The following is an 18,785-nucleotide window of genomic DNA, read 5'->3' as shown; positions in this document are numbered from 1 at the left end:
ACGAAAGGTGCGACATCACCAGGTGTCGCCTCGTTCAGGAGGTTTACATGCTCAAGCGGACCCTCATCTCGCTTGCCGTCCCTGCCATGCTCGCCACCGGGCTTCTCGCGATGGGAGGAAGCGCCAGCGCCGCCGCCGCGCCGCCGCCGCCGTCGCAGCGCTTCGAGTGCAAGCTGGGCAGCGTCGACCGGGGCCACGCCTCGCTCGCCAACTGCCGCTACCGCGACAAGTACGTCCACTGGATCCGGTGTGAGAACGGCCCCATCTCCGTCGAGCTCACCGAGCGGTTCAATGGGCGCCGTAACGTGCTCAACTGCCCGAACGGCTACCGGCTGAAGAACCAGTCGATCGGTCTCTGACTTCAGAAGCCCCGACGGGCCGCCGCCTCTCCTGGCGGTGGCCCGTCGTGCGTGCCGGACTCGCGCAGTGGTGATCTGTTAGGGCCGCCTGGCGGTGGCCCGTCGTGCGTGTCAGCGGGTGGGGTCGAACTCGCGCAGGACCGGGGAGGTCTTGCGCGTGGTGATCTGCTCGGCCAGCATCCGGCCGGTGGCCGGGCCGTGCGTGACGCCCCACATGCCGTGCCCGCCGGCGGCGTAGACGCCGGGCATGTTGGTCGCGCCGACCAGCGGCTTGCCGTCCGGGGTGACGGGCCGCGCGCCGACCCAGGTGTCGGTCCGCTCCTCCCAGTGCACGCCGGTCATCAGCGGCCGGGCGGACTTGATGATCGCCTCGACCCGCCTCTCGAACAGCGGCGCGTCCGCGTCGCGGAACTCCATCGTGCCCGCCACGCGCAGCTTGCCCTGGTACGGAGTGCAGGCGACGCGCACGGCCGCGAGGTAGAGGGGGTTCGGCACCGGCTCGTCGGTCGGCACCGTGAACGAGTAGCCGCGACCGGCCTGGACCCGGGTCCGCACGCCCCACTGCTTGCCGAGCTGGTTCAGCCACGCGCCGGTGGCCAGGACCACGACGTCACCCTTGACCGCGTCGCCGGCGCCGGACTTGACCACGAGCCCGCCCGGCTCGCGCGTCACGTCGGTCACCCGGAAGCCGGACCGGATCTCGGCGCCGCGCGCCCGGACCGCGTCGGCCAGGGCGTGCGTGAACGCGCCGGGGTCGATGTAGCGCTGGCCGTCGAGCCGCACACCGGCGACGGCGGCGGCCGAGAGCTGCGGCATCTGCGCGCGCAGCTCCTCGCCTTCGAAGGCGGTGTACGGGATGTGCAGCCCGGTGTCGTTGATGCGGCGCAGCTCGTGCAGGAGCGCGACCGCCTCCTTCTGCTTGCCGAAGGCCGCCATGATCGGCGCGTCGATGGTCGGCGCCTCGACGCCGTTGCCGGTGAGGACGTCGAACGCTTCCAGGCACTCCTCGTTGAAGGGCATGTTGGCCCGCACCGCGCGGCCCCACGCGCGCCAGTTGCAGTTGAGCGCGAACCGCGTCAGGAAGGACCAGAGCCCCACGTCGGGAGTGGCCGGGACGTGCAGCGGGGCGTCCTTGTCGAGCAGCGAGCGCAGCCCGTAGCGGAGCACGCCCGGCTCGTTCAGCGGGATGGCCAGGCCCGGGGACAGCCAGCCCGCGTTGCCCCACGACGCCCCCGCGGCGACGCCGTCGCGGTCGACCACGGTGACCTCCACACCGCGTTCTTGGAGGAACCAGGCGGTGGACAAGCCCACCACACCGGCGCCGATCACCACTGCCGTACGCGGCCCACCGTCGATGCCCATTACTGCCATCTCCTTCCTGGATATGAGGAAGGATCGCCCCTACCACGCTAAATAACGCTGTGCTGTGAGGACAACCACTCAGGGGTACTTTGTCCGGCTGCGACAAAGGTCACTCTTGCTGGACCGCGAGCGCGATGATCATCGCGAGCCGTTTCTCCGGCCGGTCGAGCTCCAGGGTGGTGATCCCGGCCATCTTCCGCAGCCGGTAGCGGACGGTGTTCGGGTGGACGCCGAGCCGGGCGGCCACGGCGGCCAGGTCGCCCTGCGCCTCCAGCCAGGCGCGCAGGGTCTCGACGTAGCGGGTGCCGTGCTCGGCGTCGTGCTTGGTCAGCTCGGCGACCGGGCCGCGGGCGGGCGCCCGGCCGGACGACGCCGCGGTGCGCAGCCGCTGGAGCAGGATCCGGTCCCACGACTCGTCGTAGACGACGGGACCGCCCGGCGACGCCGCGCGCAGCGCCAGGCTCTCGTCGGCCTCCTGCCTGCTGGCGGGCAGCTCGGCGGGCCCGGCGGGCCCGCCCACTCCGGCCGGTACGGTGACGCCGCGCGGCAGCGCCGAGACCATCGCGCGCACCCAGTCGAGGGCCGGGGCGGCGTCGTTGCCGCAGGGCAGCACCGTGTAGAGGGTGTTGCCGAACAGCGCGCTGCGGCCCGGCCGGGACCAGCCGAAGCCGGTCGTGGCCCGTTCGAAGGCGGTGAGCACGGCCGCGTGCCGCTCCGCCCCGACGTGCGCCTGCAGCGCGATCACCCGGAACTGGCCGCCGGGCAGCCCGAGCCTGCTGATCAGGGCGTGCGCGTCGGCGGTGCCCTCCATGAGCTGGATGACCAGGTCCGACTCGACCTGCCGTTCCAGGTCGGCGCTCACCCGGGAGCGCAGCAGGTGGAGGGCGACGGCGCGGGCCCCGTCGGCCAGCCGGTCGCGCTGCCTGCCGGTCAGCGGGCGCTCGCACTCGACCCAGATGGACCCCAGCAGCTCCCGCCCGGCCCGGACGGCCGCCACCATGCGGCCGCGCAGCCCGTGCTCCGGCGACGGCTTCACGAACAGCGGCTCGTCGGAGGCGGCCAGGTGGGAGAAGACGCCCTTGCGTTCCAGCAGGCCGCGCATCTCCTCGGGGACCCGCCGCCCGAGGATCGTCTCCAGCCGGACGGGGTCGGCGGTCTGCTGCGAGCCGGAGTAGGCGAGCACCCGCGACGACTGGTCCTCGACGGTGACCGGGTAGCCCAGCTCTCCGGCGAGCGTGTCGGCGAACGCGAACAGGTCGGTGGGCCCGCGTCCCGCCTCGGTCTCACGCCCTTCGAGGACCAGCCCGTACACGACCCCGAGCAGCTGGCTCCAGGACACGGCGGGGTCGACCAGCAGGACGGCGAGCCCGGCGGCGAGCCCTTCGCGCGCCGCCGCGCCGCCGGCCTCGTCGCGCACCAGCACCGCGGCGGCGCGGGCGGCCTTGCCCAGCCGGACCGCCTCGGCCGCCGACTCGACGCCGACGGCCAGGAACACGTCGCCGGTGGCGGGCGCGGGATCGGTCGGATCGTGCACCACCACGCTGCGCAGCGGCACGTCGCGGGAGGACGGGGCGCACACCAGGCGCGCCCCGTACCCGCCCAGAACGTTGACCAACCGATCGAGCTTCAGCATCTTGGCCGAAGCGTACCCGCAGGATCAGCCGCAGTTGCCCCAGCTGGAACGCCCGCCCTTGGCCTCGCGGAAGTCGACGCGGGTGTCACGGGTGGTGCCCTGGTACTTGACGCACTTGCCCCCGGCCGAGGCGATGACGGCGGCGTAGTACCTGTACTTGCCGGAGTCGGTGTAGGCCTTGCTCCGGCCCTTCACCCAGAGCTTGGCGGTGGTGTAGGTCGCGGGCTTACGCACGCAGTAGTCCTTTCACGATCTGATGACTGTCGGTTGAGACGATCAGCCAACGGATCATGCTGGCACAGATGACCTTGGTGCGCGCCTCATTTCTTCTCAGGCGGCGGCGGCTTCGCCGGGGGTGGTTTGACCGGCGGTTCGAGCTTGTGGTGGGTGCCGAAGGTGTCCAGCAGCGCCAGCAGCATGGCCACGATCGGGATCGCGAGCAGCGCCCCCGTCACGCCGAACAGCAGCGCCCCGGTGATCGCGGCGGAGAACGAGACGCCCGGGTGGATGTTGACCCCCCACCCGCTGATCCTGGGCTCCAGGGTGAGGTTCTCCACCTGCTGGTAGAGGATGCCCCAGGCCAGCGCCGCCAGCCCGGTCCACGGCCGGTCGGAGACCAGCCCGACCACGACGGGCAGCGCGATCGCGATGTACGTGCCGATCGTCGGCACGAACTGGGCCACCACCCCGGTCCACACGCCCAGCGCGAGCCAGGACGGCATGCCGAGCAGCAGGAACACCAGCGTCGACAGGGCGCCGTTGATCAGCGAGAGGATCAGCCGGGCGGCGACGTACCCGCCGGTCTTGGCCAGCGCGATGTCCCACACGCTGGTGAAGACCTGCTGGGAGCGGCCGGGCAGCAGCCGGGCCAGCCACCGGCGGGCGCGCGGCCCGTCGGCCGACAGGTAGAAGGTGAGCAGCATGAGCGAGAAGGCGTTGAACACCAGCCCGGCCAGCGTGCCCAGCACGCCGAGCACGCCCGCGAGCAGCCCCTGCGCGTATCCGGCGGCCTCCTGCGGCGTCAGCTTGAACGATTCGAGGATGTCGGAGACCTGGTAGTTGGTCCCGAACTGCCGGTTGACCCACTCCACCACGGCCGTCAGCACGTCGGGCAGCCCGCCGACCAGCAGCGCCACCTGCTCCACGAAGAGCTGCCCGAACAGCACCAGGAAGGCCACCGCGAACAGGCCGAGCCCCGCCATCACCAGCGCCGCCGCGGCGCCGCGCCGCATGTGGTCCGACAGCCGGCTCACCGCCGGCTCCATCGCCAGCGACAGGAACCAGGCCACCACGACCAGCAGGAGGAACGAGCCGGCGTCGATCAGCACGAACCGCAGGAACATCGCGAAGGCCACGACGCCGACGACGACGAGCCCGGACCGCCAGATGTTCCCCGGCGAGAACAGCACGCGGACCGCCGCCGTCACCGGGGGCTCGGGCTTCTTCCCCGTCGTCATGGACCCTCCCGCGCGATGCGAACCATCTGCCAGGAAACTGCCGTTTCATCCGGCCTTTACACACGCGGGATCGTCCGTCCTCGCGGGCGGCCTGACAACCGTCCGGCGAGAAAAGGTGGTGCTGGGTTACTCGAAGTCGTCGGGGTTGAGCTCGGTGAGCCGGCGCAGCTCGTGCTCGTCGATGCTGTCCTCGACCCCGGGAGTGGCGCCGCGCGGAAGGTCCTCGCCCTCGATGATGTCGCGCTCGGCCTCGTATCCTGGCTGCTCGCTCATGGTGTCCCCCTCGTCTCCCCTGTCCTCTGACCTCGGCGGCACCGGTCAAACCGGCTCGAACTCCGCCTTCGGCGCCCGTCCGTCCCCGGTCCGCTCGCGGGCACGGGTGAGCCGCCGCTGCAACGCGTCCCCGGCCACCGCCAGCCCGGCGCCGAGCGCCATCCCGGTGAACGCCACCCCGGCCACGGCGGCGGCCCGCACCCCCGGCCCGGGCGGCGCGGGCGGCAGGGTGGAGCGCCGCCACGCGTACAGCCAGCCCGCCTGGGCGGCGGCGTCGAGGAGGTACGTGGGCGGGACCCGCCCGGTGAAGACGTTGAGCACGTCCAGGCGGAGCTGGGTCATCGCCGCCGACGTGCCGATGCGCCGGGCGTAGAGCAGCCCCTCCGGGCGGGCGGCGGCCCGGAGCTGGTTGAGCCCGATCCCGACGAGCAGGCTTCCGATGGTACGGACGAGGAACTGGTCCTTCTTGACCCCGAACACCCGCTCGTAACTGGACATGGAGACGGCGGGCCAGAGCCCGCAGGCGATGTTGAACACTCCTTGCGCGCGTGCCAGCCGGGCGGCGTCGAGGCGGCGGCGGTACTTGTCGGCCATGTCCGGCGGCTGCCCCGGCCGGATATCGCCAAACCGGGCCGGGATCTAAGCTTGCGCCATGCGAGTAGTGGTCATCGGTGCCAGCGGGCACATCGGCACGTACCTGGTTCCCCGGCTGGTGGAGGCGGGCCACGACGTGGTCGCCGTGAGCCGCGGCACCAGTAAGCCCTACACCCCGCACGGCGCCTGGCGGCGGGTCACCACGGTGACCGCCGACCGGGTGGCGGAGGAGGCGGCCGGCACGTTCGGCGAGCGCGTCGCCGCCCTGGAGCCCGACGCGGTCATCGACCTCATCTGCTTCGAGGAGTCCAGCGCCCGCCACCTGGCCGACGCGCTGGCGGGCCGGGTCCGCCACTTCCTGCACTGCGGCACGATCTGGGTCCACGGCCCCAGCGTCCACGTGCCGACCAGGGAGGACGCGCCCAGGCGGCCGTTCGGCGACTACGGGGTCAAGAAGGCCGCGATCGAGGCGTACCTGCTCGACCGGGCGCAGCGCGACGGCTTCCCCGCCACGCTGATCCACCCCGGCCACATCGTCGGCCCCGGCTGGGTGCCGGTCACCCCGGCGGGCAACGTCAACCCGGCCGCCTTCCAGGTGCTCGCCGACGGCGGCGAGCTGGCGCTGCCCAACCTGGGCCTGGAGACCGTGCAGCACGTGCACGCCGACGACGTGGCCCGCCTGTTCATGGCAGCGCTGGCCAACCGGTCGGCCGCCGTGGGTGAGGCGTTCCACGCCGTCTCCGCCTCGGCGGTCACGCTGCGCGGGTACGCGGAGACGGCGGCGGGCTGGTTCGGCCAGGAGGCGAAGCTGTCGTTCCTGCCGTGGGAGCGGTGGAAGGAGACGGTCTCCGCCGAGGACGCCGAGGCGACCTGGGACCACATCCTGCACAGCCCGCACTGCAGCATGGAGAAGGCCGAGCGGCTGCTCGGGTTCCGGCCGCGTTACACGCCCTTCGAGGCGATCCGCGAGTCGGTGGAGTGGCTGGTCAGGGAGGGCGTCATCAAGACGCGGTGACCTGCGGCACCGCCTGGTAGTGCGCCCAGTCGGCGCTGATCGCGCTCGCCGTCTTGAGCAGCAGCGGCAGATGCTCCTCGGTCAGTTTCTCCACCGAGGTCTCGGCGGCGTGCGCGTTGACGTTGACGGCGGCTATCACGTTGCCCTCGCCGTCGCGCAGCGGCGCGGCCACCGACCTGATGCCGAGCGCCAGCTCCTCGTCGGTGAGCGCCCAGCCCTTGGCCCGGACCGCGCGCAGCGCGGCCTCCCGCTCCTCGCGGCCGGGCCGCCAGCGCGGGGTGATGCCCGACCGGCTCGGCTCGGCCAGCACCCGCTCCACCTCGCCGGGCGGCAGCGCGGCCAGCAGCACCTTGCCCAGCGACGTCTGCAGCGCCGGGAACCGGGTGCCGATCTGCACCGACAGGGTGACGATCTTGGGGACCGCCACCCTGGCCACGTAGACGACGTCGGACCCGTCGAGCTGGGCGATCGACGACGATTCGTGCGTCTGGGCCACCAGCCGCTCCATATGCGGCCGGGCGACCTCCCACAGCCCCATCGATCGTACGTACGACACGCCCAGCTCCAGCACCCGCGGCGTGAGCGCGAACCCGTTCTGCTCCGAGCGCGCGTAGCCGAGCTCGGTCAGCGTCAGCAGGATGCGGCGGGCGGTCGGCCGGGCCAGCCCGGTCGCGGTCGCCACCTCGGTCAGGGTCATGACGGGACGGCCGGGCTGGAACGCCTTGATCACGTCGAGGCCGCGGGCCAGGGCCTCGATGAAATCGGGTCCGGTGTCAGCGCGTGCCATCGACGCCTCGCTCAACAGGGGTCACGGGTAGGAACTTTAACGGTCGCGCGTGGCGGAGCTTCGGTAGTCCGTGTACGTGTACGGGTTATCGAGAATCTTGGTTTCCGGAATGTCGGGGTTCATGCCCTTGATCCAGGTCTCCTCGCCCATCGTGGAGCGCAGGTACTCGATGGTCGACTCCACCCCGCGGCGGGCGGCGGCCAGGTCGACCCCGATCAGCTCGTGCTCGTGCTTGACCACCCGGCCGTTGACGATCACCGTGTGCACGTCGCCGCGCTGCGCCTGGAACACCACGTGCCCGTACGGGTTGAGCAGCGGGAACGACACCGGCGAGCGGTCGTTCTTGATGAGCACCAGGTCGGCCTTCTTGCCGGGCTCCAGGCTGCCGAGGTCGTCGCGGCCGAGCGTGTGCGCGCCGCCCCTGGTGGCCCACTCCACGACCTGGTCGGCGCGGAGCGCGCAGTGCGTGACGGTCTCGCCCTTGGCGTGCGCCTCCAGGTGGGCGCGGGAGCGGTCGGCGCCGAGCGTGGTGCGCATGGCGGAGAACAGGTCGCCGCTCCACCAGACGCTGGTGTCCATGGAGAGCGAGACCGGGATGTCGTGCTGACGGATCGCCCAGGTGGGCGGGTAGCCCTGGCCGGCGCTCTGCTCGCTCTCGGTGGAGACCGAGATCGAGCCGCCGGTGGCGGCGATGCGGTGGTAGGAGTCGGCCTCCAGCGTGGCGGCGTGCACGTAGACGGTGCCCGGCGTCATGAAGCCGTGCTCGTACATGAGCTTGATGCCCTCGTCGCTGGTGGCGCCCCACACGCCGGCGTGGGTGGTGACGGCCACGCCGAGGTCGCGGGCGACCTCGAAGGCGGGCTTCTCCGGGAAGGACGGGTCGCCGAGCACGTCGAAGGCGATCTGGAAGCCGAGCATGTCGTCGCCCGTGATGCGCCGGTTCACGAAATCGCGGAACTCGGGCGCGGCGGTCCACTCGGCGGGCGGCGCCTGGATGTTGCCGTACGCGAGCACGAACCGGCCCGGCACCGACTGGAGGGCGTCCACGGCGGCGTCGGCGTGGTCGACGGTCTGCAGCCCGTGGGACCAGTCGACGACGGTGGTGACGCCGGCGTCGATCGCCTCGATGGCGGCCAGCGTGTTGCCCGCGTGCACGTCCTCGGGGCGGAACAGCTTGCCGTGCTCCAGGTAGTACCAGACGAAGTACTGCGTGAGCGTCCAGTCGGCGCCGTAGCCGCGCATCGCGGTCTGCCACATGTGCCGGTGGGTGTCGATCATGCCGGGCATGACGATGCCGTCGGTGGCGTCGATCTCGATCGTGCCGTCGGGGACGGCCAGCTCCGGGCCCACGGCGGCGATGCGGTCGCCGTCGACGAGCACGTCGGCGCCGGCCAGCACCTCGCGGCTGTCGTTCATCGGCAGCACCGTGCCGCCGCGCAGCACCACGGGGCGTCCGGCCTCGAATTCCGTCATCTTGGACTCCCTCACCCCGATTACAGCGTACGACTGTCCGTCGTACGGTCACTGCTGATAGAGGACACTCTGATGATGAGCGCCCGGCCTGTCAATGGTTGACGCTGGTGCAGTTCGATGGGGAGAATGAGCGCCACGGACGTTTGTCCGCTGAACGGATATTGGAGGGCGGAGCCGGATGACAGCAGGACCACTGTCCGGTGTGCTGGTGGCCGACTTCTCCCGCGTGCTGGCGGGCCCGTACGCCACGATGCTCCTGGCCGACCTGGGGGCCGAGGTGGTCAAGGTCGAGGGCCCCCAGGGGGACGACACCCGGACGTGGATGCCGCCGGCCCGCGGCGAGACGGCCACCTACTACCTGGGCGTCAACCGGGGGAAGCGGTCGATCGCGCTGGACCTGCGCGACGAGGAGGACGCCGGGCTGGCCAGGGAGCTGGCGCGGCGGGCCGACGTGCTGATCGAGAACTTCAAGCCGGGCGGGCTGGACAAGTACGGCCTCGGCTACCAGGCGGTGCGCGAGGCCAACCCCGGCATCGTGTACGCGTCCATCAGCGGGTTCGGCTCCGGCGCGGGGGCCAAGGTGCCCGGATACGACCTGATGGTTCAGGCCATGTCCGGGCTGATGAGCCTCACCGGCGACCCCGACGGGCCGCCGTACCGGGCCGGGATCTCGGTGTTCGACGTGATGGCGGGCAACCACGCGGTCATCGGCATCCTGGCCGCGCTGCGCCACCGCGACGCCACCGGCAACGGGCAGCACGTGGAGATCAACCTGCTGTCGTCGGCGCTGACCGCGATGGTCAACCAGAGCTCGGCGTACGTGGCGGGCGGGGTGGTGCCGTTCCGGATGGGCAACGCGCATCCGAGCGTGTTCCCGTACGAGCCGCTGCCGGCCGCCGACACCGAGCTGATCGTGGCGACCGGGAACGACGGCCAGTTCCGCAAGCTCTGCGAGGTGCTGGGCATCCCCGAGATCGCCGACGACCCGCGCTTCGCCCGCAACTCGGGCCGGACCGCCAACCGCGAGGAGCTGCGGCCGATCCTCGTCGAGCGGCTGCGCACCAAGACCGCCGTGGAGTGGTTCGACCTGCTGGTGGAGGCCGGGGTGCCGAGCGGGCCGATCAACACGGTCGACGGCGGCTTCGCGATGGCCGAGCGGTTCGGGCTCGACCCCGTGGTGGAGGTCGGCGAGGGCGAGCGGGCGGTGCCGACCACACGGCACCCGATCCGGTTCTCCGAGAGCACGCTCACGTACGAGCTGCCGCCGCCCGAGCTGGACGAGCACGGCGAGGAACTGCGCGCCTGGCTGGCCGAGAAGGAGGACGACCGTGACTGAGCGAGAGTATCCGACGGCGCTCGGTGCCTCATCGGTCGAGAAGATCACGCTGCTCGGCCACGACCTCGCCGAGGACGTGATGGGCCAGGTGGGCTTCGGGGAGCTGGCGTTCTGGCTGGCCACCCAGCGCAGGCCCTCCCCCGGCGAGACCCGGGTGTTCGAGGCCGTGCTCGCCGCGCTGGCCGACCACGGGTTCACGCCCACCGCGATCGTCACCCGGCTCACCTACCTGTCGGCGCCCGACTCGGTGCAGGGCGCGCTGGCGGCGGGGCTGCTCGGCGGCGGGTCCCGGTTCCTCGGCGTGACCGAGGACTGCGGCCGGTTCCTGCACGACGTGCTCTCCGCCAACGAGCGGCCGGACGACGAGGCCGGGTGGGACGCGCTCGCGCTGAAGACCGTGCGCGCCCAGCGCGAGCTGGGGAAGTTCGTCCCCGGGCTGGGCCACCACGTGCACAAGAACGGCGACCCGCGCACCCCGCGGCTGATGCGGATCGCCGCCGAGGAGGGGCTCTTCGGGCCTCACCTGTCGCTCTTCGCCGCCATCGGCCGCGTCCACCCCCAGGTGCTGGGCAAGACGCTGCCGCTGAACGGGGCCGGCGCCTGCGGGGCGGCGCTGGCCGACCTGGGGCTGCCGCTGGAACTGCTGCGCGGCTTCGCCCTGCTCGCCAGGACCGCCGGGCTCATCGGCCAGCTCGCCGAGGAGCTGCGTCACCCGGTGGCCAACGACATCTTCCTGTCGGTCGACCTCAACAACCGGTCCGTCGCCCCCGACCCGTACCCCCCTGGAGGCACGCATGGCTGAACTCGTCGCCGTGATCGCGTCCACGCACCATCCGTTCTACTATCGCGCCAGCACGGCCACCGGCGAGGACAGGCCGCCGTTCGCCGACGAGTGGGTGCGCAAGGTGCTGGCCTTCCGCGAAACCCTCACCCGGGCCAGGCCCGACGTGCTGGTGATGGTCGGCTCCGACCACTTCCACCAGTTCTGGCTCGACAACATGCCGCAGTTCCTCGTGGGCAAGGCGCCCTTCTACGACGCCAACTGGTACAACGAGGAGCGCGAGTTCGGGCTGCCCCGGATGCTCCTCACCGGCCAGGAGGACCTGTCGGAGCACATCCTGCGCGAGGGCATCGACGCGGGCTTCGACCTGGCCTTCTCCAACGAGCTGCGGATCGACCACTCCATCACGTGCCCGATCATCACGCTGCGGCCGGAGAACGACCTGCCGATCGTCCCCATCTACACGAACATCTTCGCGCCGCCGCTGCCGCGCCCGAAGCGGTTCGTGGAGCTGGGCAGGACGATCCGGCAGCTCGTCGAGTCGTGGCCGTCGGACCTGCGGGTCGCGGTCATCGGCACCGGCCACCTGTCGCTGGAGCTGGGCGGGCCGCGCCAGTTCGGGCCGCACGGGCCCGACCCCGAGTTCGACGCCAAGGCCGTCGAGTGGATCGCCAACGGCGACATCGAGGGCTGCCTGGCCGAGGTCACCCTCGACAGCCTGCACAAGCCGGGCAACGCCACCCACGGCTTCATGGACTTCATGCTCATGATGGGCGTGGCGGGCGAGGGCGAGAAGGCCGACTACGTCGACACCTACGACCTGTTCCACACCATGGAGGCGTACTTCACCTGGTACCCGCGCGGAGGCCGGCCGTGAGCAAGTATCTGCTGAACAAGTTCCTGTTCACCGTCGATCGCGACCCCGAGCTGGTCGAACGCTACCGCGAGGACCCGCGCGGCACGGTCGACTGGTGGGAGTCCACCCAGGCCAACCTCATCCTCAACTGCCACGGCGGCGAGGCGTCCACCTGGCTGCGCTTCGAGGACGCCGAGCGGGAGGCGCTGGCCTCCCACGACTACGTGAAGCTGTTCGAGATGGGCGCCCACCCGTTCCTGACGCTCACGCTCTTCATCGCCATGTTCGAGCGCGACTACGAGGAGCCTCTCGGGTTCCAGAAGGAGTACGCGCGCAAACTCGGTCACATGAGCCTGCCCTACCCGGACATCGCCACGTGACCATGCGCGCAGCCCAGATCCGCACCTGCGGCGAGCCGCCGGTCGTGGCCGAGCGCCCCGCCCCGGCGCCCGGCCCCGGCCAGGTGCTCGTCGAGGTCGTCGCCGCCCCGGTCACGCCGCTCGACCTGCTCTGCGCGACCGGCACGTCCTACTTCGGCACCCCGCCCACCCCGTACGTGCCGGGCGTCCAGGGGGTGGGCACCGTCGGCGGCCGGACCGTCTGGTTCCCCACCACGGCGGGCATGGCGCCGGGCGACGGCAGCATGGCCGAGCTGGCCGCGGTGCCCGAGAACGACCTGGTGGAGCTGCCGGCCGGCGCCGACCCGGTGGTCGTGGCCGCCCTGGGCCTGTCGGCCGTCGCCGCGTCCATGGCGCTCGTTTGGCGCGGCGAGCTGACAGCGGGCGAGCAGGTGGTCGTGCTCGGCGCGGGCGGGACCGTCGGCCAGGCAGCCGTCCAGCTCGCCCGCCTGGGGGGCGCCCGCCGGGTGGTGGCCGCCGCCCGGTCCGCCACCGGCCGGGAACGCGCCGCGAAGGCCGGGGCCGACGCGGTGGTCGCGCTCGACACCGAGGACGTCGGCGAACTGGCCGCCCGGCTCACCGCCGCCCTCGACGGGCCCGCCGACCTGGTGCTCGACCCGCTCTTCGGCGCGCCCGCCGCGGCGGCGGCCCGGGTGCTCCGCCCCGGCGGACGGCTCGTCAACCTCGGCGGCTCCGCCTCCGAGAGCTCCCCCATCGACTCCTCGACCCTGCGCGGCAAGTCGCTGCGGCTGCTCGGCTACACCAACAACGAGCTGACGCCCGCCCAGCGCGCCGCCGCCGTCGCCGAGATCGCCGGGCACGCGGCCCGGGGCGCACTGTCGGTGGATCATGAGAAAATGCCGCTCGACGACACCGGGAAAGCATGGCAGCGTCAAGCGGCGGGCGCTCCTTCTGGCCGGATCGTCCTGTCCGTACGTTGAGAACCCGCTACCGTGCTGGGTAGCGCTCCGCGAACAGGAGATCACCCATGAGCGATGCACCCCAGCCGCCGGTCCCGGGCGTGTCGGCCGGCAAGCCCAGCGTCGCTCGGATCAACAACTACTTCGCGGGCGGCAAGGACAACTTCGCCATAGACCGGGCGATCGGCGAGAAGGTCCTCACCCTGGCCCCCGAGGCCAAGGAGATGGGGGTGCACGTCCAGGCGTTCCGCGAACGGTCCGTCACCCACCTGATCCGGGCGGGGGTGCGGCAGTTCCTCCAGATAGGCGCCTGGCTGCCGGTCCCGCGCAACGTCCACCAGATCGCCCAGGACCTCGCGCCCGAGTCGCGGACCGTCTACGTCGCCGACGACGCCGTGGCCCTCAACCACGCCCGCGCCCTGCTGGCCACCGACGAGCGCACCGGGGTCGCCGAGGGCAACATCCTCGACCCCGACAAGATCCTCGAACACCCGATGACGCGGCGCCAGCTCGACCTCTCCCAGCCGGTGATGGTGCTGCTGTTCGGCATGCTGCAGTACATCCCCGACGACTACGGGATCTACGAGAGCGTGGCCGCCCTCTCCGACCGGCTCGCGCCGGGCAGCCACGTCGCCATCACGCACGCGGTGTTCGACACCCGGCCCGACATCGCCGAGGCGGTCGCCGACATCTACCGCGAAGCGCTCGGCCGCCCCACCGGCAAGCCCCGCACGATGGCCGAGGCCGAGCGCTTCTTCGACGGGCTGGAACTGATCGAGCCGGGCTTCGTCTACGTCAGGCAGTGGCGTCCGGAGGCCCCGGTCTCCGACGCGGAGGCGGCCAAGACCTGGATCGCCGCCGGAATCGGCCGCAAGCCGGGCTGATCGACCGGGGCGGGCCGGCGCGCGTTGCGGCCGGCGGCCCGCAGGTGCTCAATGACATCGGCGGCCCCGGTGTTACAGACGATCCGCGGCCCGAGCCGGCTCCACCGAGGCCCTGGCGGGTTCCGCCCCTGACAGCCCCTCGTCCAAGCGGGCGTGGCGTCCTCTTCGGGAGCCGCCGTAGGCGTGGCGGCGGAGACGGGCGAGCGTGCCTCCGATGCGCAGGGCCGGGTGGCCGTGTCGTATCGGGTCGAAGGACAGGTCGGTGCTTTCCGGCAGCGTCGTTCGTACGGTGAGCGTCGCCAGGTGCCGGGCGGGCGCGTCGCGGCGGGCGGCGAGCAGGTGGAACAGGAGCGGGCCGCGCGCCAGCGCCTCCGGCAGCAGGGCCGGGCGGGCCGGGACGTTCTCCCCTTCCGGCATGGCGACCAGCCAGACCGGTCCCGCGTGGGTCAGGTAAGGCACGACGCTGGAGTACGGGCCCGCGGTGAACCCGGCTCTCGGCCACAGCAGCCACGGCGCCGCCCCGCAGGTGGACAGCAGGATGTCGAGCGGCCCGGGCAGGCGCGTCGCCAGGCCGAGCACGTCGGGCAGGCGGCCGGGCAGGGAGCCGCCCTTCGACAGACGGGCGATCACCTCGTACCGGCCGGGCTCGTCCAGCACCGGAACGCCGAGATCGCCCGCACCGGTCACCTCCAGAGTGCCGGACAGCAGGCGGCCCCGCGGATGGAGGGCCCGGCCGCGGCGCAGCCGGGCCCCCAGCTCCGAGAGCGCCCCCGCCAGGTCAGCGGCCAAGCCGGAGGCTGGGCACCGGATGGGGACCCTCGGTCTCCAGCCGGTACTCCTCGCCGGACTTGTGCATGTTCTCCTCCATGACCAGCTCGGACGGCGCACGCTCGCCGCCCATGATGGCCTCCTGGAACTTCTCGAACCGCTCGTGGGCCTCCTGGACGTAGCCGGTGCCGAGCGTGGTGTAGTCGATCTGGGTGGTGAGCAGTTCGCGGATGAACGCTTTGTTCGGCTCGAACGTCATCGGAGCCGGCAGCGCGGGCGGCAGCACCTGCTCCGGGTCGCGGCCGTCGTGCCGCTTGAACAGTTCGGCGGCCAGGCGCAGGTGCTCCAGCTCCATGTTGAGGTGGAGCTCCCAGATGTTCTTCACCTTGGGGTCGGACTCGGTCTCCATGAACGAGTGGTACAGGTAGCACTCGTTGTACTCGTGGTTGAGCAGCATCTCCCACCAGCTCTCGCCCGGGTCGACCAGCGACTCGTAGTGGGTGACGTGCTCCTCCTCGATCAGCCCGATCTCCTGGTAGAGCTGGCGGGCGATCGGCTCCATGTAGGTGGGGCCGACGTTCATGTAGAAGTTCATCGTCTGCTGCTCGGTCGACATGATCGTGAGCGCGTGCAGCTTCGAGATCGGCTCCGCCGACGACTTGTCGTACGGTTCGCGGACGTTGTCCATCGGGTCGCGGTGGTGGAGGTACGTCGGCCGGCCGGGCATGATCTCGGTCAGGTTGTCGACGATCTTCTCGGCCTTGCGGTGCTCGATCATCTCGTACAGGTTGGAGTACCGGTAGAGGTGGTCGAAGTCCTCCAGGACTCCGAACTGGTAGGCCTGCTTGAGGTACGGGTCGGGCTCCATGCGGGCCACCCAGGCGGTCAGGTCCACGGCGACCTGCTCGTAGGCGATGGTGGTCTCCAGCACCGAGGCGACGCCCGGGAGCAGCCAGTTGACCGCCTTCTGCTGCTGCGCCTCGATGTACCGGACGCGGGCGAGCTGCTGCTTGATGTCGATGCTCGGGCAGTGCCGGGCCATGTGGTGGCTGAAGAAGATCGCCTCGGTCTCGATGCCGTTCATCGTGATGACGCGGCAGCGAGTGTACGGGTCCGCGTGGTCGGGGTCGATCGGCATGACGTTCAGCTCGCGCCAGTTGCGCAGCTGCTTGTCCAGCGGGATGCCCCGCTCCTGCAACGGATTGAAGGTCATGTGCTTGCGCTCCTTGAGCTGCTCGACTCGGCGGGGGCCTGGGCCCCGCGCCCGGGTCGGCCGCGCCGGCACGCCCGCGGTTTCCCCTCCTGAACCGTGGTGCGCCGGGGGCGGGCGACGAAATCGGGCCTACCCGAGGAGTTGGGGAGCAATCTCCTCAGGTCACCGCCGGAGCGCCCGGAAAGGGTAAGCGCAGGCGTGACCAGCCGGACCCCGGGTAGGCACCCGCGGTACTTCGGAAGGAGAGAGAAATGACGAAGACGGCTCCGGAAAGAATGCAGGAAACGGACGTCATCGAGCTCCTGATCGCCCAGCACGGCGTGATCAGGAACATGTTTGACGACGTCGAGCAGGCAGCGCCCGACAAGCGCAAGGAGGCCTTCACCCGGCTGGTACGGATGCTGGCCGTGCACGAGACGGCCGAGGAGGAGATCCTCCACCCGTTCGCCCGCACCGCCATGGACGGCGGCTCGGCCGTCGTCGACGACCGCCTCCAGGAGGAGAACGAGGCCAAGCAGCTCCTCCAGCAGATGGACCAGGCCGGCGTGGACGCGCCCGACTTCATGGAGAACCTCCAGGTGCTGCGCGCCGCCGTCGAGGCGCACGCCCGCGCCGAGGAGCGGTACGAGTTCTCCAAGATCATCCAGCACACCAGCGAGGCGCAGCGGCGCGCGCTGGGCGCCGGGGTCAAGGCCGCCGAGGCGATGGCCCCCACCCACCCGCATCCCGGCGTCGAGTCGGCGACCAAGAACGTGCTCATGGGCACCCCGATGGCGATGATGGACCGGGTCAAGGACGTCATCCGGAAAGCCATGAAGAAGGACTGACGGATCCCGGCAATGCTCCTGGGCGTGTTCCAGGTGTCCATCCCGCACAACATCGTGCATCTGCTGTTCGGGGTCGCAGCGGCGCCGTCCCGCCGTCCGCTGGCACCACCCGTGCGCGGCCGTTCCCCGGCCGCGGCCGCGCACGGCGCTTTCCCAGGGGTGGAACACGCTTTTCAGGGCCGGGAACGCGTTTCTATGGCCGGAACGCGGGCACCGCCCGCGCGAGCGCCCAGCCGACCGCCCCCACGACGGCGCCGACCACGACCCCGGTGAGCAGGCTGCTGCCGAACGCGAACGTCCGCATCAGCACCTCCTCCGCTCCGGGTGACAGCGCCCCGGCGAGGTTCCCGCCCAGCCGCGGCGGCTCGCCCCCGTACGCCGCCGACCAGAGCAGCTGGTGGGTGACGGCGAGCAGCACCCCATAGACGCCGCCGACCGCCAGCAGGGTCAGGAACGGGTTCGGCACCCGCCTCCACAGCACGACGCCGAGCCAGACCACGACCGGCAGGAACACCAGCACCGCGTTGACGGCCGGGCCGACCGGCCCCAGATCGTGCGCGACCACCCGGGGCACACCGAGCGCGGCCAGCCCGATGATCGCGATCCACGGCATTCCGAGAGAGTCTTTCTTCCGCATCGTCCGACCGTAGAAGCGAGGTCCGGCGGCGGACGTCGCCCGAGGGGCGGCTCCTTCGTACGCTCCGGTCGGTACGCGGCGGACGCCGGCGTAAGCAGACAGATGTACGCGGCTGCTGCTCTACCTCACCACGGCGTGGGGCTCATCCGGTTGTCCACAGTTGTGGAGAACTTCGGCGACGCGCTCCACAGCCGGGCCGCCTCCTGGGTGCAGCTCGCTCTCGGGGTGGGGCTGTTCGCGCTGAGCTTCCGGTTCGACGGCAAGCGCGCCACCGGCCCGCGGCTGCGCCCCCGGATGGGCGGGCCGCGGGCGATGGTGGTGCTCGGGCTGACGGCGGGCGTGCTGGAGGTCGCCACGATGGTGCCCTACCTGGCAGCGGTCGGGATCATGACGATCTCGGGGCTGCCCGCCGCCCACCTGTTCTTCGCCTAGGCGCTGGCGGCGCCGTCCACCACGAGGTCGTGCCCGAGGACGAAGCTCGACCGTCCCGAGGCGAGCCAGAGCACGGCGGCGGCCACCTCGTCGGGGTCGGCGACCCGGCCGAGCGGGATCGCGGGCCCGAGCCTGGCGTCCCGCTCGGCGGTGGTCTCGCCGGGCAGGTAGGTCATGGTCGTGTCCGTGGCGCCCGGGCTGACGGCGTTGACCCGGATGCCGTCGGCCGCGTACTCCAGCGCCGCCGCGCGAGACAGCACGCTCACCGCGGCCTTGGAGGCGGCGTAGGCGGCCATGCCGGGGATGCGCAGGTGCGCGCCGATGTTGGAAGCCACGTTCACGATGGATCCGCCGCCGTGCTCCTTCATGTACGCGATCTCGTACTTCATGGTGTGGAACACGCCGGTCAGGTTGGCGTCGAGCACCGACGTCCAGTCGGCGGGATCCAGGTCGGCGAGAGGGCCCGGACGGCCGAGGATCCCCGCGTTGTTGACGGCCACGTGCAGGCCGCCGTGCCGGTCGGCGGTGGCGGCGACCATGCGGGCGCAGTCGGCGGCACTGGAGACGTCGGCGGCGATCCAGTCGGCGCCGAGCCGCTTGGCGGCGTCGGCGAGCCGGCCCTCGTCCCGCCCCGTGATCACGACCGTCGCGCCCTCGTTCGTGAACGCGCGAGCGGTCGCATAGCCGATACCGGCGGAACCACCCGTGATGAGAACGACTTTGCCCTGCATGAGAACCTCTTTTTCAGAACGATCGGTCTAGTATTTGGGCATAAAAAAA

22 protein-coding genes are annotated in these 18,785 nt (G+C 71.4%); 10 read left to right on the top strand and 12 right to left on the bottom strand.

The features are described from left to right. The first annotated feature begins 47 nt into the window (after nucleotides 1-47). Nucleotides 48-359: a hypothetical protein gene (locus AB0J42_RS19245; protein WP_364296092.1), complete on the top strand. Its 312-nt coding sequence runs from the start codon at nucleotides 48-50 to the stop codon at nucleotides 357-359. Nucleotides 360-470: 111 nt separating this feature from the next. Here AB0J42_RS19245 and AB0J42_RS19240 read toward each other — a convergent pair whose 3' ends face one another. The 6 genes from AB0J42_RS19240 to AB0J42_RS19215 form a co-directional block, all read right to left on the bottom strand. Continuing rightward, nucleotides 471-1,721, bottom strand: coding sequence for an FAD-dependent oxidoreductase (locus AB0J42_RS19240; RefSeq protein WP_364296090.1), 1,251 nt, complete (start codon nucleotides 1,719-1,721; stop codon nucleotides 471-473). Nucleotides 1,722-1,830: 109 nt separating this feature from the next. Further along, nucleotides 1,831-3,354, bottom strand: a complete 1,524-nt coding sequence (locus AB0J42_RS19235; protein ID WP_364296088.1) for a helix-turn-helix domain-containing protein — start codon at nucleotides 3,352-3,354, stop codon at nucleotides 1,831-1,833. Between the two features lie 24 nt (nucleotides 3,355-3,378). Continuing rightward, entirely contained in the window at nucleotides 3,379-3,588 is a 210-nt protein-coding gene (locus tag AB0J42_RS19230) for a hypothetical protein (protein WP_364296086.1), read from the bottom strand. An 86-nt stretch (nucleotides 3,589-3,674) separates the two neighbouring features. After that, on the bottom strand, nucleotides 3,675-4,811 hold the full coding sequence (locus AB0J42_RS19225; RefSeq protein ID WP_364296084.1) for an AI-2E family transporter: 1,137 nt from the start codon (nucleotides 4,809-4,811) through the stop codon (nucleotides 3,675-3,677). 126 nt (nucleotides 4,812-4,937) lie between these two features. Next, nucleotides 4,938-5,084, bottom strand: a complete 147-nt coding sequence (locus AB0J42_RS19220) for a hypothetical protein (RefSeq protein ID WP_364296082.1) — start codon at nucleotides 5,082-5,084, stop codon at nucleotides 4,938-4,940. 45 nt (nucleotides 5,085-5,129) lie between these two features. Beyond that, the gene (locus tag AB0J42_RS19215) at nucleotides 5,130-5,678 is read right to left on the bottom strand and encodes a hypothetical protein (RefSeq protein WP_364296080.1); all 549 of its coding nucleotides are present in this window, start codon (nucleotides 5,676-5,678) and stop codon (nucleotides 5,130-5,132) included. A gap of 58 nt (nucleotides 5,679-5,736) precedes the next feature. Between AB0J42_RS19215 and AB0J42_RS19210 the strand changes: the two genes are divergently transcribed. Then, nucleotides 5,737-6,693, top strand: a complete 957-nt coding sequence (locus tag AB0J42_RS19210; protein ID WP_364296078.1) for an NAD-dependent epimerase/dehydratase family protein — start codon at nucleotides 5,737-5,739, stop codon at nucleotides 6,691-6,693. On the opposite strand, the gene AB0J42_RS19205 is transcribed toward AB0J42_RS19210, so the two are convergent. Further along, nucleotides 6,680-7,480 carry an IclR family transcriptional regulator C-terminal domain-containing protein gene (locus tag AB0J42_RS19205; RefSeq protein WP_364296076.1) on the bottom strand — a complete coding sequence of 267 codons (801 nt, stop codon included), beginning with the start codon at nucleotides 7,478-7,480 and terminating at the stop codon, nucleotides 6,680-6,682. The two genes, AB0J42_RS19210 and AB0J42_RS19205, sit on opposite strands and share 14 nt — an antisense overlap. Nucleotides 7,481-7,516: 36 nt before the next feature. Continuing rightward, nucleotides 7,517-8,953, bottom strand: coding sequence for an amidohydrolase family protein (locus AB0J42_RS19200; protein ID WP_364296074.1), 1,437 nt, complete (start codon nucleotides 8,951-8,953; stop codon nucleotides 7,517-7,519). Between the two features lie 178 nt (nucleotides 8,954-9,131). Here AB0J42_RS19200 and AB0J42_RS19195 point away from each other — a divergent pair, with 178 nt between their 5' ends. From AB0J42_RS19195 to AB0J42_RS19170, 6 genes are read left to right on the top strand one after another with little or no spacing between them, the layout of a single operon-like run. Continuing rightward, entirely contained in the window at nucleotides 9,132-10,289 is a 1,158-nt protein-coding gene (locus AB0J42_RS19195) for a CoA transferase (RefSeq protein ID WP_364296072.1), read from the top strand. Next, a complete protein-coding gene (locus tag AB0J42_RS19190; protein ID WP_364296070.1) occupies nucleotides 10,282-11,091 on the top strand; it encodes a citryl-CoA lyase in 810 nt (269 codons plus the stop codon). The genes AB0J42_RS19195 and AB0J42_RS19190 overlap by 8 nt, the downstream gene beginning before the upstream one ends. Further along, nucleotides 11,084-11,947, top strand: coding sequence for an extradiol ring-cleavage dioxygenase (locus tag AB0J42_RS19185; RefSeq protein WP_364296068.1), 864 nt, complete (start codon nucleotides 11,084-11,086; stop codon nucleotides 11,945-11,947). Before AB0J42_RS19190 ends, AB0J42_RS19185 begins: the two co-directional genes overlap by 8 nt. Further along, on the top strand, nucleotides 11,944-12,306 hold the full coding sequence (locus AB0J42_RS19180; RefSeq protein WP_364296067.1) for a hypothetical protein: 363 nt from the start codon (nucleotides 11,944-11,946) through the stop codon (nucleotides 12,304-12,306). Before AB0J42_RS19185 ends, AB0J42_RS19180 begins: the two co-directional genes overlap by 4 nt. Nucleotides 12,307-12,308: 2 nt before the next feature. Continuing rightward, nucleotides 12,309-13,265 (top strand): zinc-binding dehydrogenase, encoded by a 957-nt coding sequence (locus AB0J42_RS19175; RefSeq protein ID WP_364296184.1) that lies wholly within the window; start codon nucleotides 12,309-12,311, stop codon nucleotides 13,263-13,265. Nucleotides 13,266-13,312: 47 nt separating this feature from the next. Further along, nucleotides 13,313-14,128 carry an SAM-dependent methyltransferase gene (locus AB0J42_RS19170; RefSeq protein WP_364296065.1) on the top strand — a complete coding sequence of 272 codons (816 nt, stop codon included), beginning with the start codon at nucleotides 13,313-13,315 and terminating at the stop codon, nucleotides 14,126-14,128. A gap of 72 nt (nucleotides 14,129-14,200) precedes the next feature. Here the strand turns inward: AB0J42_RS19170 and AB0J42_RS19165 are convergent, their stop codons facing one another. Then, a complete protein-coding gene (locus tag AB0J42_RS19165) occupies nucleotides 14,201-14,917 on the bottom strand; it encodes a hypothetical protein (RefSeq protein ID WP_364296063.1) in 717 nt (238 codons plus the stop codon). Beyond that, nucleotides 14,907-16,109, bottom strand: coding sequence for a hypothetical protein (locus tag AB0J42_RS19160; protein WP_364296061.1), 1,203 nt, complete (start codon nucleotides 16,107-16,109; stop codon nucleotides 14,907-14,909). The genes AB0J42_RS19165 and AB0J42_RS19160 overlap by 11 nt, the downstream gene beginning before the upstream one ends. A 251-nt stretch (nucleotides 16,110-16,360) precedes the next feature. On the opposite strand from AB0J42_RS19160, the gene AB0J42_RS19155 reads away from it, so the two are divergent. Then, complete coding sequence (locus tag AB0J42_RS19155) at nucleotides 16,361-16,936, top strand: hemerythrin domain-containing protein (protein ID WP_364296059.1); 576 nt, start codon at nucleotides 16,361-16,363, stop codon at nucleotides 16,934-16,936. A gap of 193 nt (nucleotides 16,937-17,129) precedes the next feature. Here AB0J42_RS19155 and AB0J42_RS19150 read toward each other — a convergent pair whose 3' ends face one another. Continuing rightward, nucleotides 17,130-17,573, bottom strand: coding sequence for a hypothetical protein (locus AB0J42_RS19150; protein ID WP_364296057.1), 444 nt, complete (start codon nucleotides 17,571-17,573; stop codon nucleotides 17,130-17,132). A 150-nt stretch (nucleotides 17,574-17,723) separates the two neighbouring features. On the opposite strand from AB0J42_RS19150, the gene AB0J42_RS19145 reads away from it, so the two are divergent. Beyond that, nucleotides 17,724-18,005, top strand: coding sequence for a hypothetical protein (locus AB0J42_RS19145; RefSeq protein WP_364296055.1), 282 nt, complete (start codon nucleotides 17,724-17,726; stop codon nucleotides 18,003-18,005). Here the strand turns inward: AB0J42_RS19145 and AB0J42_RS19140 are convergent. Then, nucleotides 18,002-18,736: a glucose 1-dehydrogenase gene (locus AB0J42_RS19140; protein ID WP_364296054.1), complete on the bottom strand. Its 735-nt coding sequence runs from the start codon at nucleotides 18,734-18,736 to the stop codon at nucleotides 18,002-18,004. The two genes, AB0J42_RS19145 and AB0J42_RS19140, sit on opposite strands and share 4 nt — an antisense overlap. Nucleotides 18,737-18,785: the final 49 nt, after the last annotated feature.

It is taken from the genome of Nonomuraea sp. NPDC049649, assembly GCF_040675175.1.
GTDB lineage: Bacteria > Actinomycetota > Actinomycetes > Streptosporangiales > Streptosporangiaceae > Nonomuraea.
The sequence above is the reverse complement of the archived record's forward strand: the minus strand, read 5'-3'. Positions and strand labels throughout refer to the sequence as shown.

Bases quoted from the DNA above. Each gene is read 5' to 3' on its own strand.
- AB0J42_RS19235 (WP_364296088.1), bottom strand. From the start codon at position 3,354: ATGCTGAAGCTCGATCGGTTGGTCAACGTTCTGGGCGGGTACGGGGCG.
- AB0J42_RS19205 (WP_364296076.1), bottom strand. From the start codon at position 7,480: ATGGCACGCGCTGACACCGGACCCGATTTCATCGAGGCCCTGGCCCGC.
- AB0J42_RS19160 (WP_364296061.1), bottom strand. From the start codon at position 16,109: ATGACCTTCAATCCGTTGCAGGAGCGGGGCATCCCGCTGGACAAGCAG.
- AB0J42_RS19170 (WP_364296065.1), top strand. From the start codon at position 13,313: ATGAGCGATGCACCCCAGCCGCCGGTCCCGGGCGTGTCGGCCGGCAAG.
- AB0J42_RS19185 (WP_364296068.1), top strand. From the start codon at position 11,084: ATGGCTGAACTCGTCGCCGTGATCGCGTCCACGCACCATCCGTTCTAC.
- AB0J42_RS19240 (WP_364296090.1), bottom strand. From the start codon at position 1,721: ATGGGCATCGACGGTGGGCCGCGTACGGCAGTGGTGATCGGCGCCGGT.
- AB0J42_RS19175 (WP_364296184.1), top strand. From the start codon at position 12,309: ATGCGCGCAGCCCAGATCCGCACCTGCGGCGAGCCGCCGGTCGTGGCC.
- AB0J42_RS19225 (WP_364296084.1), bottom strand. From the start codon at position 4,811: ATGACGACGGGGAAGAAGCCCGAGCCCCCGGTGACGGCGGCGGTCCGC.
- AB0J42_RS19200 (WP_364296074.1), bottom strand. From the start codon at position 8,953: ATGACGGAATTCGAGGCCGGACGCCCCGTGGTGCTGCGCGGCGGCACG.
- AB0J42_RS19195 (WP_364296072.1), top strand. From the start codon at position 9,132: ATGACAGCAGGACCACTGTCCGGTGTGCTGGTGGCCGACTTCTCCCGC.
- AB0J42_RS19140 (WP_364296054.1), bottom strand. From the start codon at position 18,736: ATGCAGGGCAAAGTCGTTCTCATCACGGGTGGTTCCGCCGGTATCGGC.
- AB0J42_RS19210 (WP_364296078.1), top strand. From the start codon at position 5,737: ATGCGAGTAGTGGTCATCGGTGCCAGCGGGCACATCGGCACGTACCTG.
- AB0J42_RS19155 (WP_364296059.1), top strand. From the start codon at position 16,361: ATGACGAAGACGGCTCCGGAAAGAATGCAGGAAACGGACGTCATCGAG.
- AB0J42_RS19245 (WP_364296092.1), top strand. From the start codon at position 48: ATGCTCAAGCGGACCCTCATCTCGCTTGCCGTCCCTGCCATGCTCGCC.
- AB0J42_RS19220 (WP_364296082.1), bottom strand. From the start codon at position 5,084: ATGAGCGAGCAGCCAGGATACGAGGCCGAGCGCGACATCATCGAGGGC.
- AB0J42_RS19215 (WP_364296080.1), bottom strand. From the start codon at position 5,678: ATGGCCGACAAGTACCGCCGCCGCCTCGACGCCGCCCGGCTGGCACGC.
- AB0J42_RS19150 (WP_364296057.1), bottom strand. From the start codon at position 17,573: ATGCGGAAGAAAGACTCTCTCGGAATGCCGTGGATCGCGATCATCGGG.